The 18,470-nt window shown below is 41.6% G+C and carries 14 protein-coding genes; 4 read left to right on the plus strand and 10 right to left on the minus strand.

What is annotated here, in order from left to right; genetic code table 11:
- Positions 1–174: 174 nt before the first annotated feature.
- The 7 genes from HYU69_05125 to HYU69_05155 all read right to left on the minus strand — a co-directional run bounded on the left by HYU69_05125 (position 175) and on the right by HYU69_05155 (position 10,722).
- Positions 175–1,395: an alanine dehydrogenase gene (locus HYU69_05125; GenBank protein MBI2269724.1), complete on the minus strand. Its 1,221-nt coding sequence runs from the start codon at positions 1,393–1,395 to the stop codon at positions 175–177.
- A 396-nt stretch (positions 1,396–1,791) separates the two neighbouring features.
- Positions 1,792–2,202, minus strand: coding sequence for a tRNA (adenosine(37)-N6)-threonylcarbamoyltransferase complex ATPase subunit type 1 TsaE (gene tsaE, locus HYU69_05130; protein MBI2269725.1), 411 nt, complete (start codon positions 2,200–2,202; stop codon positions 1,792–1,794).
- 28 nt (positions 2,203–2,230) lie between these two features.
- Positions 2,231–2,989 (minus strand): hypothetical protein, encoded by a 759-nt coding sequence (locus HYU69_05135; protein ID MBI2269726.1) that lies wholly within the window; start codon positions 2,987–2,989, stop codon positions 2,231–2,233.
- A gap of 2 nt (positions 2,990–2,991) precedes the next feature.
- Positions 2,992–3,747, minus strand: a complete 756-nt coding sequence (locus HYU69_05140; GenBank protein ID MBI2269727.1) for an SDR family NAD(P)-dependent oxidoreductase — start codon at positions 3,745–3,747, stop codon at positions 2,992–2,994.
- A gap of 24 nt (positions 3,748–3,771) precedes the next feature.
- Positions 3,772–5,472 carry an amino acid permease gene (locus tag HYU69_05145; protein MBI2269728.1) on the minus strand — a complete coding sequence of 567 codons (1,701 nt, stop codon included), beginning with the start codon at positions 5,470–5,472 and terminating at the stop codon, positions 3,772–3,774.
- Positions 5,473–5,592: 120 nt separating this feature from the next.
- Entirely contained in the window at positions 5,593–8,898 is a 3,306-nt protein-coding gene (locus HYU69_05150; GenBank protein ID MBI2269729.1) for a gliding motility-associated C-terminal domain-containing protein, read from the minus strand.
- A gap of 321 nt (positions 8,899–9,219) precedes the next feature.
- Entirely contained in the window at positions 9,220–10,722 is a 1,503-nt protein-coding gene (locus HYU69_05155; protein MBI2269730.1) for a hypothetical protein, read from the minus strand.
- A gap of 255 nt (positions 10,723–10,977) precedes the next feature.
- Here HYU69_05155 and purL point away from each other — a divergent pair, with 255 nt between their 5' ends.
- Positions 10,978–13,203, plus strand: a complete 2,226-nt coding sequence (gene purL, locus HYU69_05160; protein MBI2269731.1) for a phosphoribosylformylglycinamidine synthase subunit PurL — start codon at positions 10,978–10,980, stop codon at positions 13,201–13,203.
- A gap of 13 nt (positions 13,204–13,216) precedes the next feature.
- On the opposite strand, the gene HYU69_05165 is transcribed toward purL, so the two are convergent.
- A complete protein-coding gene (locus tag HYU69_05165) occupies positions 13,217–13,405 on the minus strand; it encodes a hypothetical protein (GenBank protein ID MBI2269732.1) in 189 nt (62 codons plus the stop codon).
- A gap of 75 nt (positions 13,406–13,480) precedes the next feature.
- Complete coding sequence (locus HYU69_05170) at positions 13,481–14,683, minus strand: class I SAM-dependent methyltransferase (protein MBI2269733.1); 1,203 nt, start codon at positions 14,681–14,683, stop codon at positions 13,481–13,483.
- 161 nt (positions 14,684–14,844) lie between these two features.
- Between HYU69_05170 and HYU69_05175 the strand changes: the two genes are divergently transcribed.
- The 3 genes from HYU69_05175 to HYU69_05185 all read left to right on the plus strand — a co-directional run bounded on the left by HYU69_05175 (position 14,845) and on the right by HYU69_05185 (position 17,828).
- Complete coding sequence (locus HYU69_05175) at positions 14,845–15,126, plus strand: nucleotidyltransferase family protein (protein ID MBI2269734.1); 282 nt, start codon at positions 14,845–14,847, stop codon at positions 15,124–15,126.
- Positions 15,127–15,248: 122 nt separating this feature from the next.
- The gene (recR, locus tag HYU69_05180) at positions 15,249–15,869 is read left to right on the plus strand and encodes a recombination protein RecR (GenBank protein MBI2269735.1); all 621 of its coding nucleotides are present in this window, start codon (positions 15,249–15,251) and stop codon (positions 15,867–15,869) included.
- Positions 15,870–15,872: 3 nt separating this feature from the next.
- On the plus strand, positions 15,873–17,828 hold the full coding sequence (locus HYU69_05185; GenBank protein MBI2269736.1) for a glycosyltransferase: 1,956 nt from the start codon (positions 15,873–15,875) through the stop codon (positions 17,826–17,828).
- Here HYU69_05185 and HYU69_05190 read toward each other — a convergent pair.
- Positions 17,809–18,470 (minus strand): phytanoyl-CoA dioxygenase family protein (locus tag HYU69_05190; protein ID MBI2269737.1); only part of this gene is annotated, 662 nt, incomplete at its 5' end. The genes HYU69_05185 and HYU69_05190 overlap by 20 nt on opposite strands.

Here is an 18,470-nt window from a genome sequence, read left to right on the forward strand (position 1 = left end):
TGTTGGTTGTTGGTTGTTGGTTGTTGGTTGTTGGTTGTTGGTTGTTGGTTGTTGGTTGTTGGTTGTTGGTTGTTGGTTGTTGGTTGTTGGTTGTTGGTTGTGGTTGTTGGTTGTGGTTGTTGGTTGTTGGTTGGTTTCACAAGACAACAAACAACTGATAACTGACCAAGCAAACTAAATCCCCGCTATTAGCAGATCAAGGTCTTTATATTTCAGTTTTAACAGATCGCCGAGGTATTTGTTGGTAAGGCTGCCGTTAAAAATATACACACCATTACGTACACCTGCATGGTATTTCAGCATTTTTTCCACTCCGCCTTCTTCTCCTATATCAAGAAGAATGGAGCCAAATATAGTGCTTAATGCATACGATGCAGTGCGGGAAACGCGCGATGCAATGTTTGGAACACAATAGTGTATAACACCATGTTTACGGAAAACGGGATTGGTATGATTGGTAGTTTTGGACGTTTCGAAACAGCCGCCCTGGTCAATACTTACATCAACAATTACCGATCCTACTTTCATGTCAGCCACCATCTCTTCAGTAACCACCAATGGTGTACGGCCTTCTTTCGCACGCATGGCGCCAATAACAACATCGGCCGTTTTCAGGTGCTTGGCCAATACGCGTGGCTGTATGATCGATGTAAAAACACGCGTACCCAACACACTTTGCAGGCGCCGTAATTTATAAACTGAATTGTCGAACACTTTAACAGAAGCACCCAGTCCTAATGCGGCACGGGTAGCAAATTCACCTACTGTACCTGCGCCGAGAATGATTACTTCTGTTGGTGATATACCTGATATGCCTCCGAGCATAGCGCCTTGCCCGTTGTTCACATTGCTCAGGTATTCAGCTGCGATAAGTATCGATGCTCCTCCTGCTATCTCACTCATGGAACGTATCACAGAATATATTCCCTCTTCATCCTTCAATAGGTCGTAAGCAATAGCGGTAACTTTTTTACCCATTAAATGCTTGATGTAACTTTCGGGCTGCACGGTAAGCTGTAAAGCCGAAAACAGCGTTTGCCTAGGCCGCATGAATTCAATTTCTTCCGGTGAAGGAGGTGCGACCTTTACAATGATCTCCGAGTTTTTATATATTTCTTCGGGTGTATAAACGATCTGAGCTCCCGCCTCACTGTAATCATGATCCTGGAAATTCGACATTTTGCCGGCGTTGGTTTCCACAACCACCTGATGCCCGTTATTGACCAGCAAGCTTACCGCATCGGGAACAAGTGCCACCCTGTTCTCCTGGAACGAAATTTCACGGGGAATACCTATGTTGAGCCGGCCTTTCTTTTTAGAAATCTCGAGGGTTTCCTCCTGAGGCATCAGGGCCGTTTGTGATAAGGATTTAATCAGATCTTTAGATGACTTCATAAAGAATTTTTTAGGCCACTAAATTTAATCATTCTTGCCGAAAGTGTACTGTTTTTGTTGTTAGTTACTTCAATAACTTAATAACATATAACTCAACAACTCAATACCCCAATAACTCAATACCCCAATAATATAATACCCCAATAACTCAATACCCCAATAACTCAATAACTCAATAACTCAATAACTCAATAACTCAATAACTCAATAACTCAATAACCCAATAACTCAATAACCCAATAACTCAATAACCCAATAACTCAATAACCCAATAACTCAATAACCCAATAACCCAATAACTTAATAACTCAATAACCCAATAACTTAATAACTCAATAACCCAATAACTCAATAACTCAATAACCCAATAACCCAATAACCCAATAACCCAATAACTCAATAACTAATCACCCTTTCCGTACCATTTACACTTATTTCCACTTCAACTGTATCCGCAGGCATTAATCCGGCTATTTTCTCCGGCCATTCGATAAAGCACCAGGCATTGGAGTAAAAATAATCTTCATAGCCAATGTCATATACTTCTTCAATGTTTTTTATGCGATAGAAATCAAAATGACAGATCTTTGATCCGTTCTGTCCCAGATATTCATTAATGATTGAAAAGGTTGGACTGCCGGTAGTGTCTTTCACACCAAGCTGTTTGCAAATAGCCTTAATGAATGTTGTTTTTCCCGCGCCCATCACTCCTTTTATGGCAAACAGTTTTCTTCCGGGATTATTTTCCAGAAGTTTTGCTGCCGCCTCTTTAAAATCAGGTATGTTTTTTACGGTTATGGAAGGCATATTAACGATTCTGACTTAGCCAAATGAGTTAAAATTTATATCCAACATTGATCGATAAGTTTGAATCTTTTATAAAGAGATTATTACTATTGTTCCTGCCCGTATAATGGAATCTTGAGATCGATAATTTGTAATTCGCCTCAAAAAATAATGCCGATTGGGTTTGAAGGTTATTGAATTGTAAGCCCAATCCGCCTTGCAGCAATGATCCGAAACGACTCCAGGGGAACGGATACTCAAACGTGATCTTCGTTTTACCATCATAAACCTGTATGCCATCATTTATCGATTCAATAGAAGTGTTGGAATACAATATATATCTCCAGGCCCAGCCAAAGGTAAAATAGGAGGTGGTTTTGCGTCGTGTTTCTTTTCCCAATGATTGTTTTAATAATATGGGAAGTTGAAACTCGTTCATTCTGAGGGTATGTGTGAACGGAAATGTTTTATCATACAGTTTTGAATAACCGGGTGCAAAATAATACGAACGAAATGAAAGTCCCTGGTTCAGATATTCAAGACCCGTTTCGATACCTGTGCCAAATAGTTTGTACATCTTTTTAAAGCCTATGTTGAACGCGAAACTGCCTTTCGTTTCATCCGTATGATCCCTATTATTGCTGTAAAAAGGAATGACCATACCTATATACATGCGTTTATTTGTACGTATTTTTTTTGAGGGTGCTGAATCCTGTGCATGCATACATAGTGAAAACAAACCCAGAAGAAGTATAACAAAACTCTTTGACCTGTGGGCCGCGATAGTATGTGATACTTTCTGTTTCAAGTTCAGGCTTTTCGTACAGCGGTTATGGCATTACCCTGTGCAGTCGGTGTAAGTACAATTTCTGTGATATTTACATGTGCAGGGCGGGTTAAAGCCCAGGCAATGGTTTCAGCAATGTCTTCCGGTGTAAGCGGTTTAAGACCCGCATAAACTTTTTTAGCACGTTCTTCATCGCCATTGTACCGCACGATCGAAAATTCTGTTTCCACCATACCGGGATGTATGCCTGTAACACGAATACCATGCTGCAGAAGATCAAGGCGCATCGCCCTGTTTAACGCGTCGACAGCATATTTGGTGGCGCAATACACATTGCCATTAGGATATACTTCTTTTCCGGCTATCGAGCCAATGTTCACAATATGGCCCTTTCCGTGTTTTATCATCATCGGGGCAACAATCCTGGTTACATACAGCAATCCTTTAATGTTGGTGTCGATCATACGTTCCCAGTCGTCAACAACCCCTTCCTGTATCGTACTGAACCCGGCGGCAAGTCCGGCATTGTTTACCAATACATCTATCTTGCTCCAGTTTTCTTTTAGCGATTGGATATTCTTTGTCACTTCATCCTGGTGGCGGACATCAAAACACAGTGAAAGTACATGTGCGTTCGATATTTTTTTTATTTCAGCGCTTAAAATATCGAGCCTTTCCTGCCTGCGCCCGGTAATGATCATGTCATAGCCATGCCTGGCCAGCAACAATGCTGTTGCCTTGCCGATCCCTGATGTTGCACCTGTTACTAAAGCTATCATATGTTTTCCTCCTGCCTCCTCCAATTAAACATCCTCTCCTTTGGAGAGGGTGGAGGTGAGGCCTTTATTTAATTTACTGTTTTTAAAACTATATGCAAAATAAATAACAAGGCCCGCTGCCAGCCAGCTAAAAAACCATATCCAGTTGGAGGCCGACATTCCCGTTAACAGGAATGAGCACGAAAGTAATCCCAGTACAGGGATCAGTGAAAGCTCCTTTAAGAATGAAAGAATTGCCATTGTAATACAAAGCACAAAAAATACCAGCATGGGAATCATCGAGGCTGCTGTTTCATTGGTGATATTAAAATTGTTTGTAATAAACCCGGGGATGAAATAAGAGACCAGCGCGAATGAGATCAATGTAGCGATCGGGATTATCCATTTCCCGTTTATATAGGGCAGGCGGAATCTTTTATGGCCCTTACTGATAGGTTTTTCGTGGCGAGGAAGCATTAATACTCCTCCGCAAACAAGCGCGAAGGCAAATAGGGTGGCTATACTCGTAAAGTCGAGTACAAATTTTTCATCCGTAAAAAGAATGGGGATACCGACTACCAGTCCCGTAATAATTGTTGAAAATCCGGGCGTTTTATATTTAGGGTGAATGGATGAAAAGCGTTTAGGTAAAAGACCGTCGCGGCTCATGCTCATCCATATACGTGGCTGCCCCATCTGGAAAACGAGTAATACACTTGTCATCGCCACAACAGCGGCGATCGAAACTGTAAACAACATCCATTTTACACCTTTCAGGTTAAACACTTCCGCAAGCGGATCGCTCACACCAAGCTGGCTGTAGGAAACCATACCTGTAAGGACAAAGGACAGGATGATATAAATTACAGTGCAGATAACCAGTGAATTGATCATGCCGCGCGGCAGATCGGTTTGCGGGTTCTCGCTTTCTTCCGCCAGCGTCGACACAGCATCGAAACCTATATAAGCAAAAAAAACAGCTGCCACACCCTTCATTACTCCGCCAAAACCATTGGGCATAAAGGGTGTCCAGTTTTCAATATCCACATAAAATATCCCTACTACAATTACCAGCGTGATAATAACAAGTTTTGTTATAACCATGGCATTACTGAAGTTGCGTGATTCTTTTACTCCCACATATACAAGCCAGGTAATAACTGCGTTGATGCATATGGCGGGTAAGTCAAAAATGATATTTAGACCTCCAAGTTGCGGGGCTGTGTTCCACGCATTCATTCCTTCACCCGGAGTGTTGTTCAACCAGGCCTCATGGGCCGATGTGTAATTTGTTGTTAGATACTGGGGTAAATGAATACCAACGCCATCCAGGAGGTTGGTGAAATACCCGCTCCAGGAAAAGGCTACATAAATATTTCCTATCGAATACTCCATCAGCAATGCCCAGCCAATGATCCAGGCAAATAACTCCCCGAAAGAAACATAGGCATATGTGTATGCGCTGCCGGAAGCGGGAACACGTGAAGCGAATTCTGCGTAACACATAGCGGTAAACCCGCAGGCCACTGCACACATTATAAACAGAAAAACAACCCCGGGTCCGCCATTGAAACAGGCATCACCCATACTGCTGAAACTCCCGGCTCCTATAATGGCTGCGATCCCGAAAAATGTAAGATCCCGCACGCGAAGCACTTTATTAAGGGAAACATGCTCTCCGGGAAAATCTTCCTGTTTTAAAGCCTGGGTGGCTGATTTTTTTCGGAAAAGATCGTTAAAACTCATCACCATGTTGTTACAAGATGATAAAAGTATAAAATTTAAAGCGTTTTGTGGAGGTTTGCCGGATCAATCTTTCAAACTAAAATGAGGCGGAAACAGGATATAAATGACTTAAATTGCAGATCACTTGACAACGGTAACATGACCAACATAGTTATGCGTCAGGCTGAAAATATCTTTCAATACGATCTTATATACGTACACATCCTGCTGAACAAGGTTGCCGCTTTTACCCTGTACTTTTCCATCCCAGCCTACATTTAAATCATCGGTTGTAAAGATGAGATTACCCCATCTGTCAAACACGATCATTTTATATTGGGTGATCCCTGAACCTTTTCCGTTAAAACTCTCATTTATATTATCCTCATTCGGAGAAAAGGCATTCGGAACGTAAAAAGTGAACTGGGGCTTAACGGTTAAGCACTTCACTGTGCTGTCAGTACATCCGCCAGAATCCCGCACTGTTAATTTGATGCAATAAATACCCGTATCCGAATAAGTGTGCGATGGGTTGGTCAATAGACTGCTGTTCGTGTTGCTTGTAGTATCACCAAAGTCCCATAACCAGCCCGTGGCTCTGGTCGATTTATCTGTAAAATTGATTGATGGTTCATATATGCTCACACTGGTGGATGACATGTTAAAATCAGCTATTGGCGATGATGTGCTGATCATTCCGGACGTTGTGAGTGTATTTACACAGCCATTGGTATCCGTCACTGTTAATTTAACAGGATAAATTCCCGGTGCCACATATGTATGTGTGTCAGTACAGGCTATTGAAGTGTATCCGTCGCCGAAATCCCAAAAACAAAAGGCTGCATTAGGGGTGATATTTGTGAATGTTACAAGAAGTGGAGAGCAGCCGCCGGTTATGTCAGAGGTAAATTGTATTGTGGGTGGAGGAGTTGTAGTTACAGTAACCATCGATGTTGCTGCCGGAGTTCCGCATCCATCAGTAACACTTACTGTATAATCAGTGGTCGTCGATGGGTTAACAGTTATGTTCGGACCGGTTAAACCTCCGGGCATCCAGCTATAGGTGTAAGGCGCGCCCATACCGCCGCTGGCATTTGCGCTTAACGGAGCTGAGCCGCTATCGCATACTGTTTGTGTGCCTGATGCATTTACGATTAAGGGAGGGCTAAGTGCGACAATAACAGTTTTTGTTACTGTACATCCTTTTGAATCAGTAATTATTATTGTGTAGGTGGTGGATGTGGTCGGGCTAACATTTACAGTGGGACCAACTAATCCGTCAGGCAACCATGAATACGTGTGGGAAGGTGTTCCTCCGGAAGCGCTAATGCTCAACGTCGTATTTTGCCCCATACATATAGTTTGAGGCGTCGGATTAGTGGCGGTTAAAAGCGGGGGCTCGGTAATTGTTGCGCTGGTAACCGTAGTACAGCCATTCGCATCACTTATGGTAACCGAATAGGTGCCACCAGCTAAATTGTTTGCCATTGCGGTGTTTTGAACGGGAGCAGTGTTCCAGGTATAATTGTATGGTGAAGTTCCGCTTGATGCGGTTACCGTAATCGTTCCATCCGGAGTTCCTTTACAATTAACATCTGTGGTTCCTGTAATTGAAGCGGAAGGACCCGGTATACTGCTTACAATGGCGGGTGCTGATTTAGAACAACCTTTATTATCAGTAACCGTTACAGAATACGTTCCTGCGGCAAGTCCGGAAACGGTTTGGGATACAGCGCCTCCCGGCGACCAAAGAAAGGTGTACGCACCTGTACCGCCGGTCGGACTTACTGAAACCTGGCCGGTACTGCTTCCGCAAGGGGTGGTAGTGGCTGCGGCCACAATTACCAGGTCAGGCGGACCTGCAATTGTAATTACGGTATCAGCCTGGCATCCTCCTGCAGTTACCGTAACAGAATAGGTTCCGGGTGATAAGCCGCTGACTGTGGCAGTAGTTTGGCTGGAACTCCAGCTATATGTATACGGAGGGATTCCGCTCGCCGTAACAGTTGCAGAGCCATTATTGGCACCATAGCATGTTTCATCAACTGATGTTGCGCTGATCGTTGCTGTGCCTGTGCCGGCAACTGTTGCTGTTGCAGTTTGACTGCAGGTGTTGGCATCGGTTACTGTTACGGTATAGGTAGCTGCAGATAATCCTGAAGCTGTTTGAGCTGATGAATTGTTGCTCCAGGAATAAGAGTACCCCGGGGTGCCGCCTGTTGGAGTTACGCCCGCGGTTCCGTTATTATTACCGCAAACGGAAGGACTGGTGGAAGGCGTTGGAATGTTAAGTGCAGCAGGTTCTGTTATTGTAACATTTGTGCTGGCAATACAACCATTGCTGTCGGTTATAGTTACTGTATAGCTACCCGCTGATAAGCTGCCAATGGTATTCGTTGCAGTGGGAAGAACATTACTGGATCCGTTGCTCCAGCTGTATGTGTAGCTCGCTGTTCCGTTGCCGACTGAGACACTTGTATTTCCATTACTTAAACCGAAGCAGGTTACATTATTTGTTGTACCTATTGTGGCTGTTATTGCCCCGGCATTCGTAATCGAAACGGATGATATATTTGTGCAGCCCATCGCATCAGTAACAGTAACAGTATAGCTCCCTGCCGACAGACCGGCAACAGTTTGCGAAACCGCACCACCGGGACTCCATGTGTAAAAATATCCCGGCACACCTCCGGAGGGAGTTGCACTTACTTCACCATTATTTAATCCGCAGGATGCATTTTTTGATGCTGTGGCAACTGCCGATAATATGGCAGGTTGCACTATTGTGAAAGTGTATGTATCATGACATGTCAGACCTCTGTCAACCCCGTTTTGAATCCATCCTCCGCCTATGCCAGGCTTGCCATCCACTTTTACGGTATAGGTTCCCGGGGCTAAATTATTAAAACTCGTTCCGGTTAAAGGTGTACCGCCTGGATTCAAAACAATAGTATAATCAGATAATTGAGTTGCACCAAATCCAGTGACTGAAATTGAGCCTGTTGAAGGGCTGCCACAGGTTGCGGGAGCGTCTGTTTTTGTTATAATTAATGAATCATACTGAACATTCCAGGTAAAGGTCCTGTCAAACCCGGATGAATTGGTCATCCGGACTACATATGTGTAGGCGCCAGCCGGATAAAGACCATTGTAGGTATATCCTGTAACCGGCGGAACTAAAGAATCGTGCCAGGAAGTGGGTTGCGGAAACCATGGAGAATAAGAATTTGTAGCTGTTACAGTTCTGACAAGGTTTCCATTAATTCTCCAGGTAACTGTATATGGTGGTGCAGGTGTGCCGAGAGACGGATCATATTGATAATACATTACAAACGGATTAACACAATATCCAAGTTTGTCGGTTTCAGATCCCTGTGAAAAGGTTTTATTACACACAAGTAACAAAGTGGAGATATACATTAACCTGAGAACGCGATTTATATCCATTAATTTATTCACTTTATTGCCTTGCCTGGTTAATAGTTACAATTAGAACTTATCGGTGCTATTCGTAAAGCTTAAATGTAGTAATTCATAATGTTGGACCCAAACCAGTTTATTCTAAAAATAATAAATCAAAAAAAAATTGATCCTAAGATGTAGTTTATATATAAAATATATTTTTTATCATAAATAACTTATTATCAATTATTTGTAATAATTAATTGAATATTTAGTTTAGATTAGGTTAGCCGGAATAAATAGAATTTCAGATTCAAAATTTCACTTCATTCCAAGAAAAGGAATTGGCGTTGGATCAGGGACGCTTTACCTGGTTCGGATTTTCCCCTTAAAAGCCAGTTTTAATTTGGCTTGATCAAGCACGCATAAAAATGCTATAAGAAAAAAAGGCAATGCGGGAGTTTTGTAACGGACTATCGCGCCTAAAACGGGTGTTATCCAGCCTATAAGCAAGTACATCATCAATGAGAACGTGCATCCCATTAAAACATAATTCCAGTTGATCGTTTTTAATGGTTTTGAAAACAACAGGCAGCAGCTTATAAAACAAAGTATAAACCAGTTCTCAACCGAGGCAATATTTATCAGCCAATGTTTGCCCAATAGTACCGGTCGAAACAGTGCATTGTGAAGCGCCACGGGAGTAGCCTTCAGCAAACTCCACGGTGTGGCGGTGATCTTTGGTAAATATATTCTGCTGCCTGTTTCAAGCACTTCATTCAAAAATGCAAATTGTATAGTGTCGCTTTTACTTATACCACGCAGCGTATCGTCCTTATTGTTTTTAAAGTAAATAAAATGGCTTCCGGTTTTAATACTGTAATTGGTGGAATCAATTGTGCTGAGTATGCTTTTCTGGGAAGGATGTATAAAAACAGTAATACTGTCATTTTTCAGGTAGATTCCTGCAGTACTTATGTGTAAAAAATCTTTTTGTTTGATACGGATCACTTCAATGGGGTCATATGCCGGGATGAATATGCGGACAAGCTGCCCCAGAAGAATATAAATGCTTATTACCGCCGCGTATTTCATAAAAATAAGGCGAATACTGCTTTTGTAAGCCCACGCGAATGCTGCAAGAGCCGGTGTAAGGGCGACTAATACATAAAATTTTGTAACAAATAGTAAAAAGATAATCAGTGTAATTATTAAAAGCGATAGCCACTGCATCTGTCCGTTCAGCAATTTTTTGAAAGCATACAGCAAAATACCCATAAAAAAAATGATCAATGCTTCTTTCACCATGCCCGAACTCCACAATAAAACTGATGGAACAAGAAAAATACATGCGGTGAGCAGTTTTTTTTTGTCGTTTAGCTTATCAGCAAAAAAATGATAAATACCGGTAAGACCCGTCATCGATAAAAAGCAGATGAAAACAATATGCACATGATAATAGCCCATGGAAAACAGGCGCATAAAGGCATTCAGGCGGATCATGCTGTGGCTGTCGTTATACAGGTTGCTGTTAAAATGGTTGTACCAGTTGTTCATTTGATCATAGTATCGGGCGAAATGAGGAGTGTCATTTCCGATACCCGCCAGCATTTTAAAGTAATCGGCGGGGGAGGTTAACAGCGCATCATACATCACTTTACTGTCATCAAAGTATTTAAAAATATCCGAGGTTGATCGGTCATTGTATTTGTATGCGTAGATGGCCCACAGCGTAATTCCGGCAAGTATCTTAAAAAGAAATATTCCTGATAAAGCTTTGCGTGATAGTCCGGGTACTTCAAAAAAACCTATCTGTTGAATCAGAAAAATGAAGAATGCGATATAAGCTAAACAAAGTAAATATTGCATAATTAGCATGGCTTTTCTGTTGCCTGAAATGAATTAAAAGAAGTGCGTAATTTACGAATCTTAACCGGCATCAATCAGGTAAATTCATTCTTGATTTGTTATTCGTTGATTTTAACGATTTTATTCATTAATTAGGCTAAATGTTGAAAAGTAATAGGTATGTTTTTACCTCTTTCTTATGCAGGGATGCTTAATTTAGCCGTTCATTTAATTATCGTATAAACGCTGATATTAATTTAATACTGATTTGTAATGATGACGGCAACTAAAGAAGAACTCACAACAGCAGATACCGCAAAAAAACTCGGGCTTTTACCCGAAGAGTTCGAAAAGATAAAAGAAGTGCTTGGCCGCACACCAAACTTTACAGAGTTGAGTATTTATTCCGTAATGTGGAGCGAACACTGTTCTTACAAAAATTCAATACAATGGTTGAAGACATTGCCTAAGGATGGTCCGCACATGCTGGCCAAAGCCGGAGAAGAGAATGCCGGGCTGGTTGATATCGGTGATGGCCTTGGCTGCGCTTTTAAAATAGAATCACACAATCACCCTTCAGCGCTGGAACCCTACCAGGGTGCCGCGACAGGCGTGGGAGGCATTAACCGCGATATATTTACTATGGGTGCGCGTCCCATCGCGCAATTAAATTCATTGCGTTTTGGCGATCTGAAACTCGAAAAAACAAAATGGCTCATCAAAGGTGTTGTAAAAGGCATTGGTGATTATGGTAACGCTTTTGGTATCCCCACTGTTGGAGGTGAAGTTTTCTTTGATGAGTGTTATAATGCAAATCCATTGGTGAATGCCATGAGTGCCGGTATTGTAAAAGCAGGCGAAACGGTTTCGGCCACATCCTATGGTGCAGGAAATCCTGTATTTATTGTGGGGTCTGCAACCGGTAAAGATGGCATTCACGGAGCGGCTTTTGCGTCGAAAGATATTACGGAAGATTCAGCGAAAGATCTTCCTGCTGTACAGGTAGGAGATCCGTTCCAGGAGAAATTATTACTTGAGGCATCTCTTGAGGTTATTAAAACAGGTGCTGTTATTGGCATGCAGGATATGGGTGCTGCCGGTATTACCTGTTCAACCTCTGAAATGAGCGCTAAAGGCAAGCATGGGATGAAGATATGGCTGGATAAGATACCGACGCGTCAAGGCAATATGAAGGATTGGGAGATATTGTTGTCCGAGTCGCAGGAGCGCATGCTTATTGTCGTGAAGAAAGGCAAAGAAAAAGATATTCAAAAAGTATTTGATAAATGGGATCTGAATTGCGTGCAGATAGGTGAAGTGACCAAGGGCGATCGCCTGCAGTATTTTATGAATGAGGAATTAGTCGCGGATGTACCCGCTGAATCATTGGTGCTTGGCGGCGGCGCACCCATTTATAAACGTGAATTTAAAGAACCTTCCTATTTTGCTGAAGCAAAAAAATTCAACATCGACCAGGTTGAAGAACCTAAAGACCTTAAACCGGTTGCGAAACATTTATTATCTCACCCTAACATAGCGTCGAAACGCTGGGTATTCAATCAATACGATTCAATGGTGGGGACTGTGAATATGAGTACCAATGCACCGTCTGACGCAGCTATTGTAAATATTAAGGGAACCAATAAAGCGATCGCTCTCAAAGTTGATTGCAACGCGCGTTATGTGAACGCCGATCCTGAAACGGGTTGTGCAATCGCAGTTTCGGAAGCTGCACGTAATATTGTATGCAGCGGAGGTGAGCCCAGCGCGATAACAAACTGTTTGAACTTTGGGAATCCATACAATCCTGAAGTGTACTGGCAATTTGTTGGTGCTATTAAAGGTATGGGGGCTGCCTGTTTAAAATTCCAAACGCCCGTGACCGGTGGAAATGTAAGCTTTTATAATCAATCGTCGTATGAAGGTCCGGTTTTCCCGACACCAACAATAGGTATGCTTGGTATTTTACCCGACAAAAAAAATGTAATGACATTGGATTTTAAAAATGAAGGCGATATCATTTATATGATAGGTGAAGCGAAGAATGATATTGCCTCATCGGAATATGTGTATTCATTTCACAAAATAAAAAATACGCCTGCCCCGTATTTTAACCTCGATGAAGAGTACAATGTACAGCAAGCGGTAAAAGTGGCTATCAAATCTAAAATTGTACAATCGGTTCACGATGTATCGGATGGAGGTTTATTTATAACGCTCGCCGAAAGCGCTATTGTGCATAACCTGGGTTTTGAAATTTTTACCGACAAAAATATCCGTAAAGATGCTTTCCTGTTTGGTGAAGCGCAGAGCAGGGTAGTGGTATCCGTTAAAAAAGAACACGAGACCGACCTGATCAAATTATTAAAAAATCTCGAAGTGAAATTTATTAAACTTGGTTTTGTTACAGGCTCTGAGTTTAAAGTTGATAACGAAACATTGCTTACCGTTGCTGATGCACATGAGATGTATGATACTGCGTTGGAGAATTTGTTGAAGTGAGAATCTAAAATATTTAATAATAAAAAGCAGGTGGAATGATCAGCCTGCTTTTTTTCTTTATTTCTTTCAGGGCTTTCCAGTAAAAGTCGTGCCAGCCTTTATTAATATCTATAAGATGTTTATCAGGAACATTTATATGGGTTACATATAATACAGTGTCTTTCCCTTTTGCTTCAAATTCAATGATGAAAGTGAAGTCCAAGGCATCTTAAAAGAAAATTACAAATTAAAACCCGGAGACGGGACACTGATCGGAGCCGAAGTGTAGCGTGAATTATTAATTCAATTTTTTAATAAGCGCCATATAAAACCCGTCAAACCCTTCACTGGGCCAATGGCGTTTTTCTTTTACTAATTCATACTGTCCTTTGTGTATACTCAGAAATGCCTCAACCTGTTTTTCGTTTTCGCTTGGCAACAGACTGCAGGTAGAGTATACCATTAGTCCGCCCGGTTTTAGCATATTGCTGTAACTTTCCAGTAATTCCTGTTGTGTTTTTTTTACTGAGTCAATGAATTCGGGAGTGAGTTTCCATTTAGCATCGGGGTTGCGTTTAAGCACGCCCATTCCTGAACAGGGTACATCAAGTAAAAGCCGGTCGGCTGTATTATGCAGGCGCTTGATGGCTTTAGTGGAATCAATTAAGCGTGGTTCAATATTCGTTGCGCCGGCCCGGCGGCTGCGTTTTTTGAGTTCATCCAGTTTCCATTGTTCAACATCCATCGCGATGATGCGGCCTTTGTTTTTCATTAGAGCAGAAAGGTACAGGCTTTTTCCGCCTCCGCCTGCGCAGGCATCAATCACACGCATGCCCGGTTCCACTTGCAAAAATAAACTAACGTTTTGCGAGGAAGCATCCTGCACTTCAAAATGACCTTCTTTAAATAAAGGAAGCCTGAATACATTTTGCCGCCTGTTCAGCACCAAGGCATCCGGGCACCAACTGATTGTTTCGGTTTCAACATCACTTTCTTTTAATGCCTTTTCAAGCTGTTCCCGGGTTGTTTTTAGTGTATTTGTACGAAGTACCACATCTGCCTGCTGATTCAAAGCATGTACCTCATCTTCCCATTTGGCTGGTAATTCAGCCCTGCCCATCTCATCCATCCAGTCGGGAATGGATTCGCGCAATTTAAACTGGTGCCGGGCACGCTCATAATTTTTCCGGATCTTTTCCGGATCAATTTTGCTGAATTCATCCCAATCCGGCGGACCGATCTCATTCAGTACGCACCAGGTTCCAAATACTTTCCACAGGTTTTGTTCATTGTTTTCAGGCGCTCCCGCACATTCCTTTATCAGTCTCCACCAGCGTATGATCTCGTATGAGCTTTCGGCAATAAAACGCCTGTCGCGTGCGCCCCACTTGGGGTTTTGTTTAAGGACATGTTCAATTACTTTATCTGCGTAGCGTTTCTCAATGAATACTTCTTTTAGTACCTGGATAACCGCGAAAACTGTATTTCTGTAAAATCTCAATGTGTGATTGTTTTCGCAAGTATACACATTATACTAACTTGCCATCCAATCAATTAAAATAAAAGTAAAAAGGATGGCTTAGTTAGAATTATGTTTGGTGTTTACGGCATATTCTTGCCGGCTGTATGATATTAGCTCGCTATCTTTTATTAAATTTGTTCATGTCTCTGGAAAATCTTAAGGCGATAATTCGCGATACTTTAAAAAAATACCCTATAAAAAAAGCTGCTCTTTTTGGTTCATTTTCAAGAGGAGAGGAACAGATTAATAGTGATGTTGATATTCTCATTGAACCATCCGGGCCGGTGACTCTATTTGATATTTTAAAAATGGAATCAGAATTATCAAAAAAAATTGCCCGGAAAATTGATATAGTCGAGTTTAGCGCGATTAAAAATTCTATTCGTGAAAATGTTTTAAAAAACGCGATTGCAATCCTTTGAAAATGCGTGACGACAAAGTTTATCTCCAGGATATTATAGAATCAATTTCTACGATTTATCAGACAATTCATACAGACCTTCCTTTACTAAAACAAAAATTGGTTTCGTTATTTTAGATTACTATGAACTTTCCATCCCGGTTAATTGAGAATGCCGTAAACGAATTTGCAAAACTACCCGGGGTTGGCCGTAAAACAGCATTGCGTTTTGTTTTACACCTCCTTAAGCAGAACGATAAGGATGTAGCTAACTTCAGCGAGACCTTCATGAAACTTAAACGGGAATTAAAGTATTGTAAAAGCTGTCATAATATTTCGGATCGTGAATTGTGTGATATATGCAGCAGCCATAAGCGTGATCACAGCCTTGTTTGTGTGGTAGAAGATATTCGCGATGTAATGGCCATTGAGAACACGGGCCAGTATAACGGTGTATATCACATATTAGGGGGTATTATTTCACCAATGGATGGGATAGGTCCAAATGATCTTAACATTGAATCGCTGGTTGAAAAAGTTAAAAATGGTGAAATAAAAGAAGTTGTAATGGCGTTGAGTACAACCATGGAAGGTGATACGACAAATTTTTATATATATAAAAAGCTGAAGGATTTTAATATTATGATTTCCACAATTGCCCGTGGTGTTTCAATCGGAGATGAGTTGGAGTTTGCGGATGAAATTACTTTGGGGCGCTCTATTATTAATCGCACACTTTACGAAAAGGGGTTGTCCTCCAAATAATTTATGAGCGTTAAATTATCTGTCATAATTGTTAATTACAACGTGGAGTTCTTTTTGGAGCAGTGTTTGCATTCCGTGCGCACTGCGTTAAAGAATATTTCATCTGAAGTGTTTGTGGTAGATAACAATTCGGTTGATGGCTCTGTGCGGATGGTGAAAGAAAAATTTCCGGAAGTGCATTTAATTGAAAATAAAAAGAATGCCGGGTTTTCATTCGCGAATAACCAGGCCATTCGCATCGCGAAAGGAGAGTATGTATTACTGCTCAATCCCGATACAGTTGTTGAAGAAGATACGTTTATCAAAACGATAAAATTCATGGATGAACACCCCGATGCAGGAGGGCTGGGGGTGAAGATGCTAGATGGAAAAGGAAATTTTCTACCGGAATCGAAACGGGGATTGCCGACTCCTTCCGTAGCATTTTATAAGGTATTCGGACTGGCGGCACTTTTTCCAAACTCAAAATTGTTTGGCCGTTATCATTTAGGATTCCTGGATAATGATAAGACCAGTGAAGTGGATGTATTAGCAGGGGCTTTCATGATGCTTCGTAAATCGGTGCTTGACAGGATCGGTTTATTGGATGAGACCTTTTTCATGTATGGAGAGGATATTGACATTTCATTCCGGATCACCCAGGCAGGATATAAAAATTATTACTTCCCTGAAACCCGCATTATTCATTATAAAGGAGAGAGCACGCGCAAAAGCAGCATCAATTATGTATTTGTTTTTTACAATGCGATGATCATTTTTGCGCAAAAGCATTTTTCTCAGAATCATGCCAAACTATTTTCCTTTTTAATTCATATTGCGATATACATACGGGCGGGCATGGCCATATTCAGGCGTATGGCTGTAGCGATGACTCTTCCCATTTTGGATGCGGCTATCGTAATGGGAGGGTTATTGTTTATTAAAGATTATTATGAAAAAAATGTCCGGTACGCGGAAGTTACCGGTTCCTACCTTGAAAGCCTTGTTTACATTGCGTTTTCATGCTACCTCATCATTTGGATAATGGCCATTTACCTGAATGGCGGCTACGATAAACCCATACGGCTTTCAAAACTGGCGCGTGGAATTTTAATTGGTACAGGAATAATATTGATCATTTATTCACTTTTGCCTGAGATCTATCGCTTTTCGCGCGCGCTTATCCTCATCGGTGCTGCATGGGCGCTCACTTCAACAACAGGTCTCCGGCTATTGCTGCATGTGTTTGATATTAAGCCATACCGTCTGAGCGAGAATGAGAGCAAACGCATTGTTATTATAGGCAGCCTTGAGGAGTCCGACAGGGTACATCAGTTGCTCAAGCAAACCACTATTAAAACATCGTTTGTTGGTTACATCAGCACCAATAAAGCAGACGTGAACAATAAATATAATATTGGCAGCATTGAGCAGTTACCCGATTATATTAAGATATACGAAATCGATGAGATAATATTTTGTGCGAAAGATATTGCAGCACAGCAGATCATCAGCCTGATGCTGCAAATGGGAAACGCACAGGTGGATTATAAGATAGCTCCGCCCGAAAGTCTTTCTGTCATTGGCAGTAACTCCATTGATACTTCGGGCGATCTTTATACGATCGATGTGAATTCCATCACTAAACCGGAGAATAGACGGCTAAAACGAACTTTCGATCTTGTTACCGGCCTTGTGTTTATTCCGTTTTTTGTTTTTATGATTCCGTTTATTAAACAGCCTTTACTGTTTTTCCGGAATATTGTTCTTGTGCTTCTGGGTAAAAAGTCCTGGATCGGCTATACAGATCATGAGACGCTTCCCGCTGTAAAAAGGGGTGTTTTAACGCCATCTGTAGTACTTGGGAAAAATCTGAACAAGGAAACTGCGGATCGTATAGACATGTTGTACGCCAAGGATTATAAGCTGTCCAATGACTTTAAAATTCTGTTCAGGGGATTTAAGGATCTTGGCAGCTAACACTTTTCACCACCGCCGGCCGCTGGGTTATTTCGTGGTAATTAATTACATCTCCATCGCAAAAGTAATGTGTTACAAGACTTTTTCGCGTTGCAGTTTGATTGGTTCTTGGTTCACCGCCATGTAACAAATTTGCATGCCAGATAAACAAATCCCCTTTTTTAGCTGAGAATATTTCTTTTTGTAAGCCTTCGGCGGAAATAATTTCTCCGATCTTCTTTTCATAGTTGCCGTAAAAATCATCTCCGACCATCAGCGGAGTATTGTTGTTTTCAAAATCATCTCCCATTACATAAGGCAGTTTATGGCTGCCCGGGTAATAATGCAAAAGTCCACAGCCGGGTTCAAGATCCTCGAGCGCGATCCACGTAGCGACAAGGTAACCAAGCGGGTGAGTTGTCATATGTATGGAATCTGAATGTGTTTTTTGCTGGCTGCCGTAAATAAAATTTATTGTCTGGAATGGAGCAACAGGTTTGCCAAGAATGAAGCCCAGTATTTTTAACAGTCGTTCATCAGTCGCGATCTTTTTCGCTGCTTCCGATCGGCGGAACAGGTTCATGACGCGGGTATTGGTATAGTCATAAGCGATCTCCCCTTTTTTAATTAATATTTCGAGGTCTGCATTTATTTCGTCAACAA

This window comes from Bacteroidota bacterium (assembly GCA_016183775.1).
Lineage (GTDB): Bacteria > Bacteroidota > Bacteroidia > JABDFU01 > JABDFU01 > JABDFU01.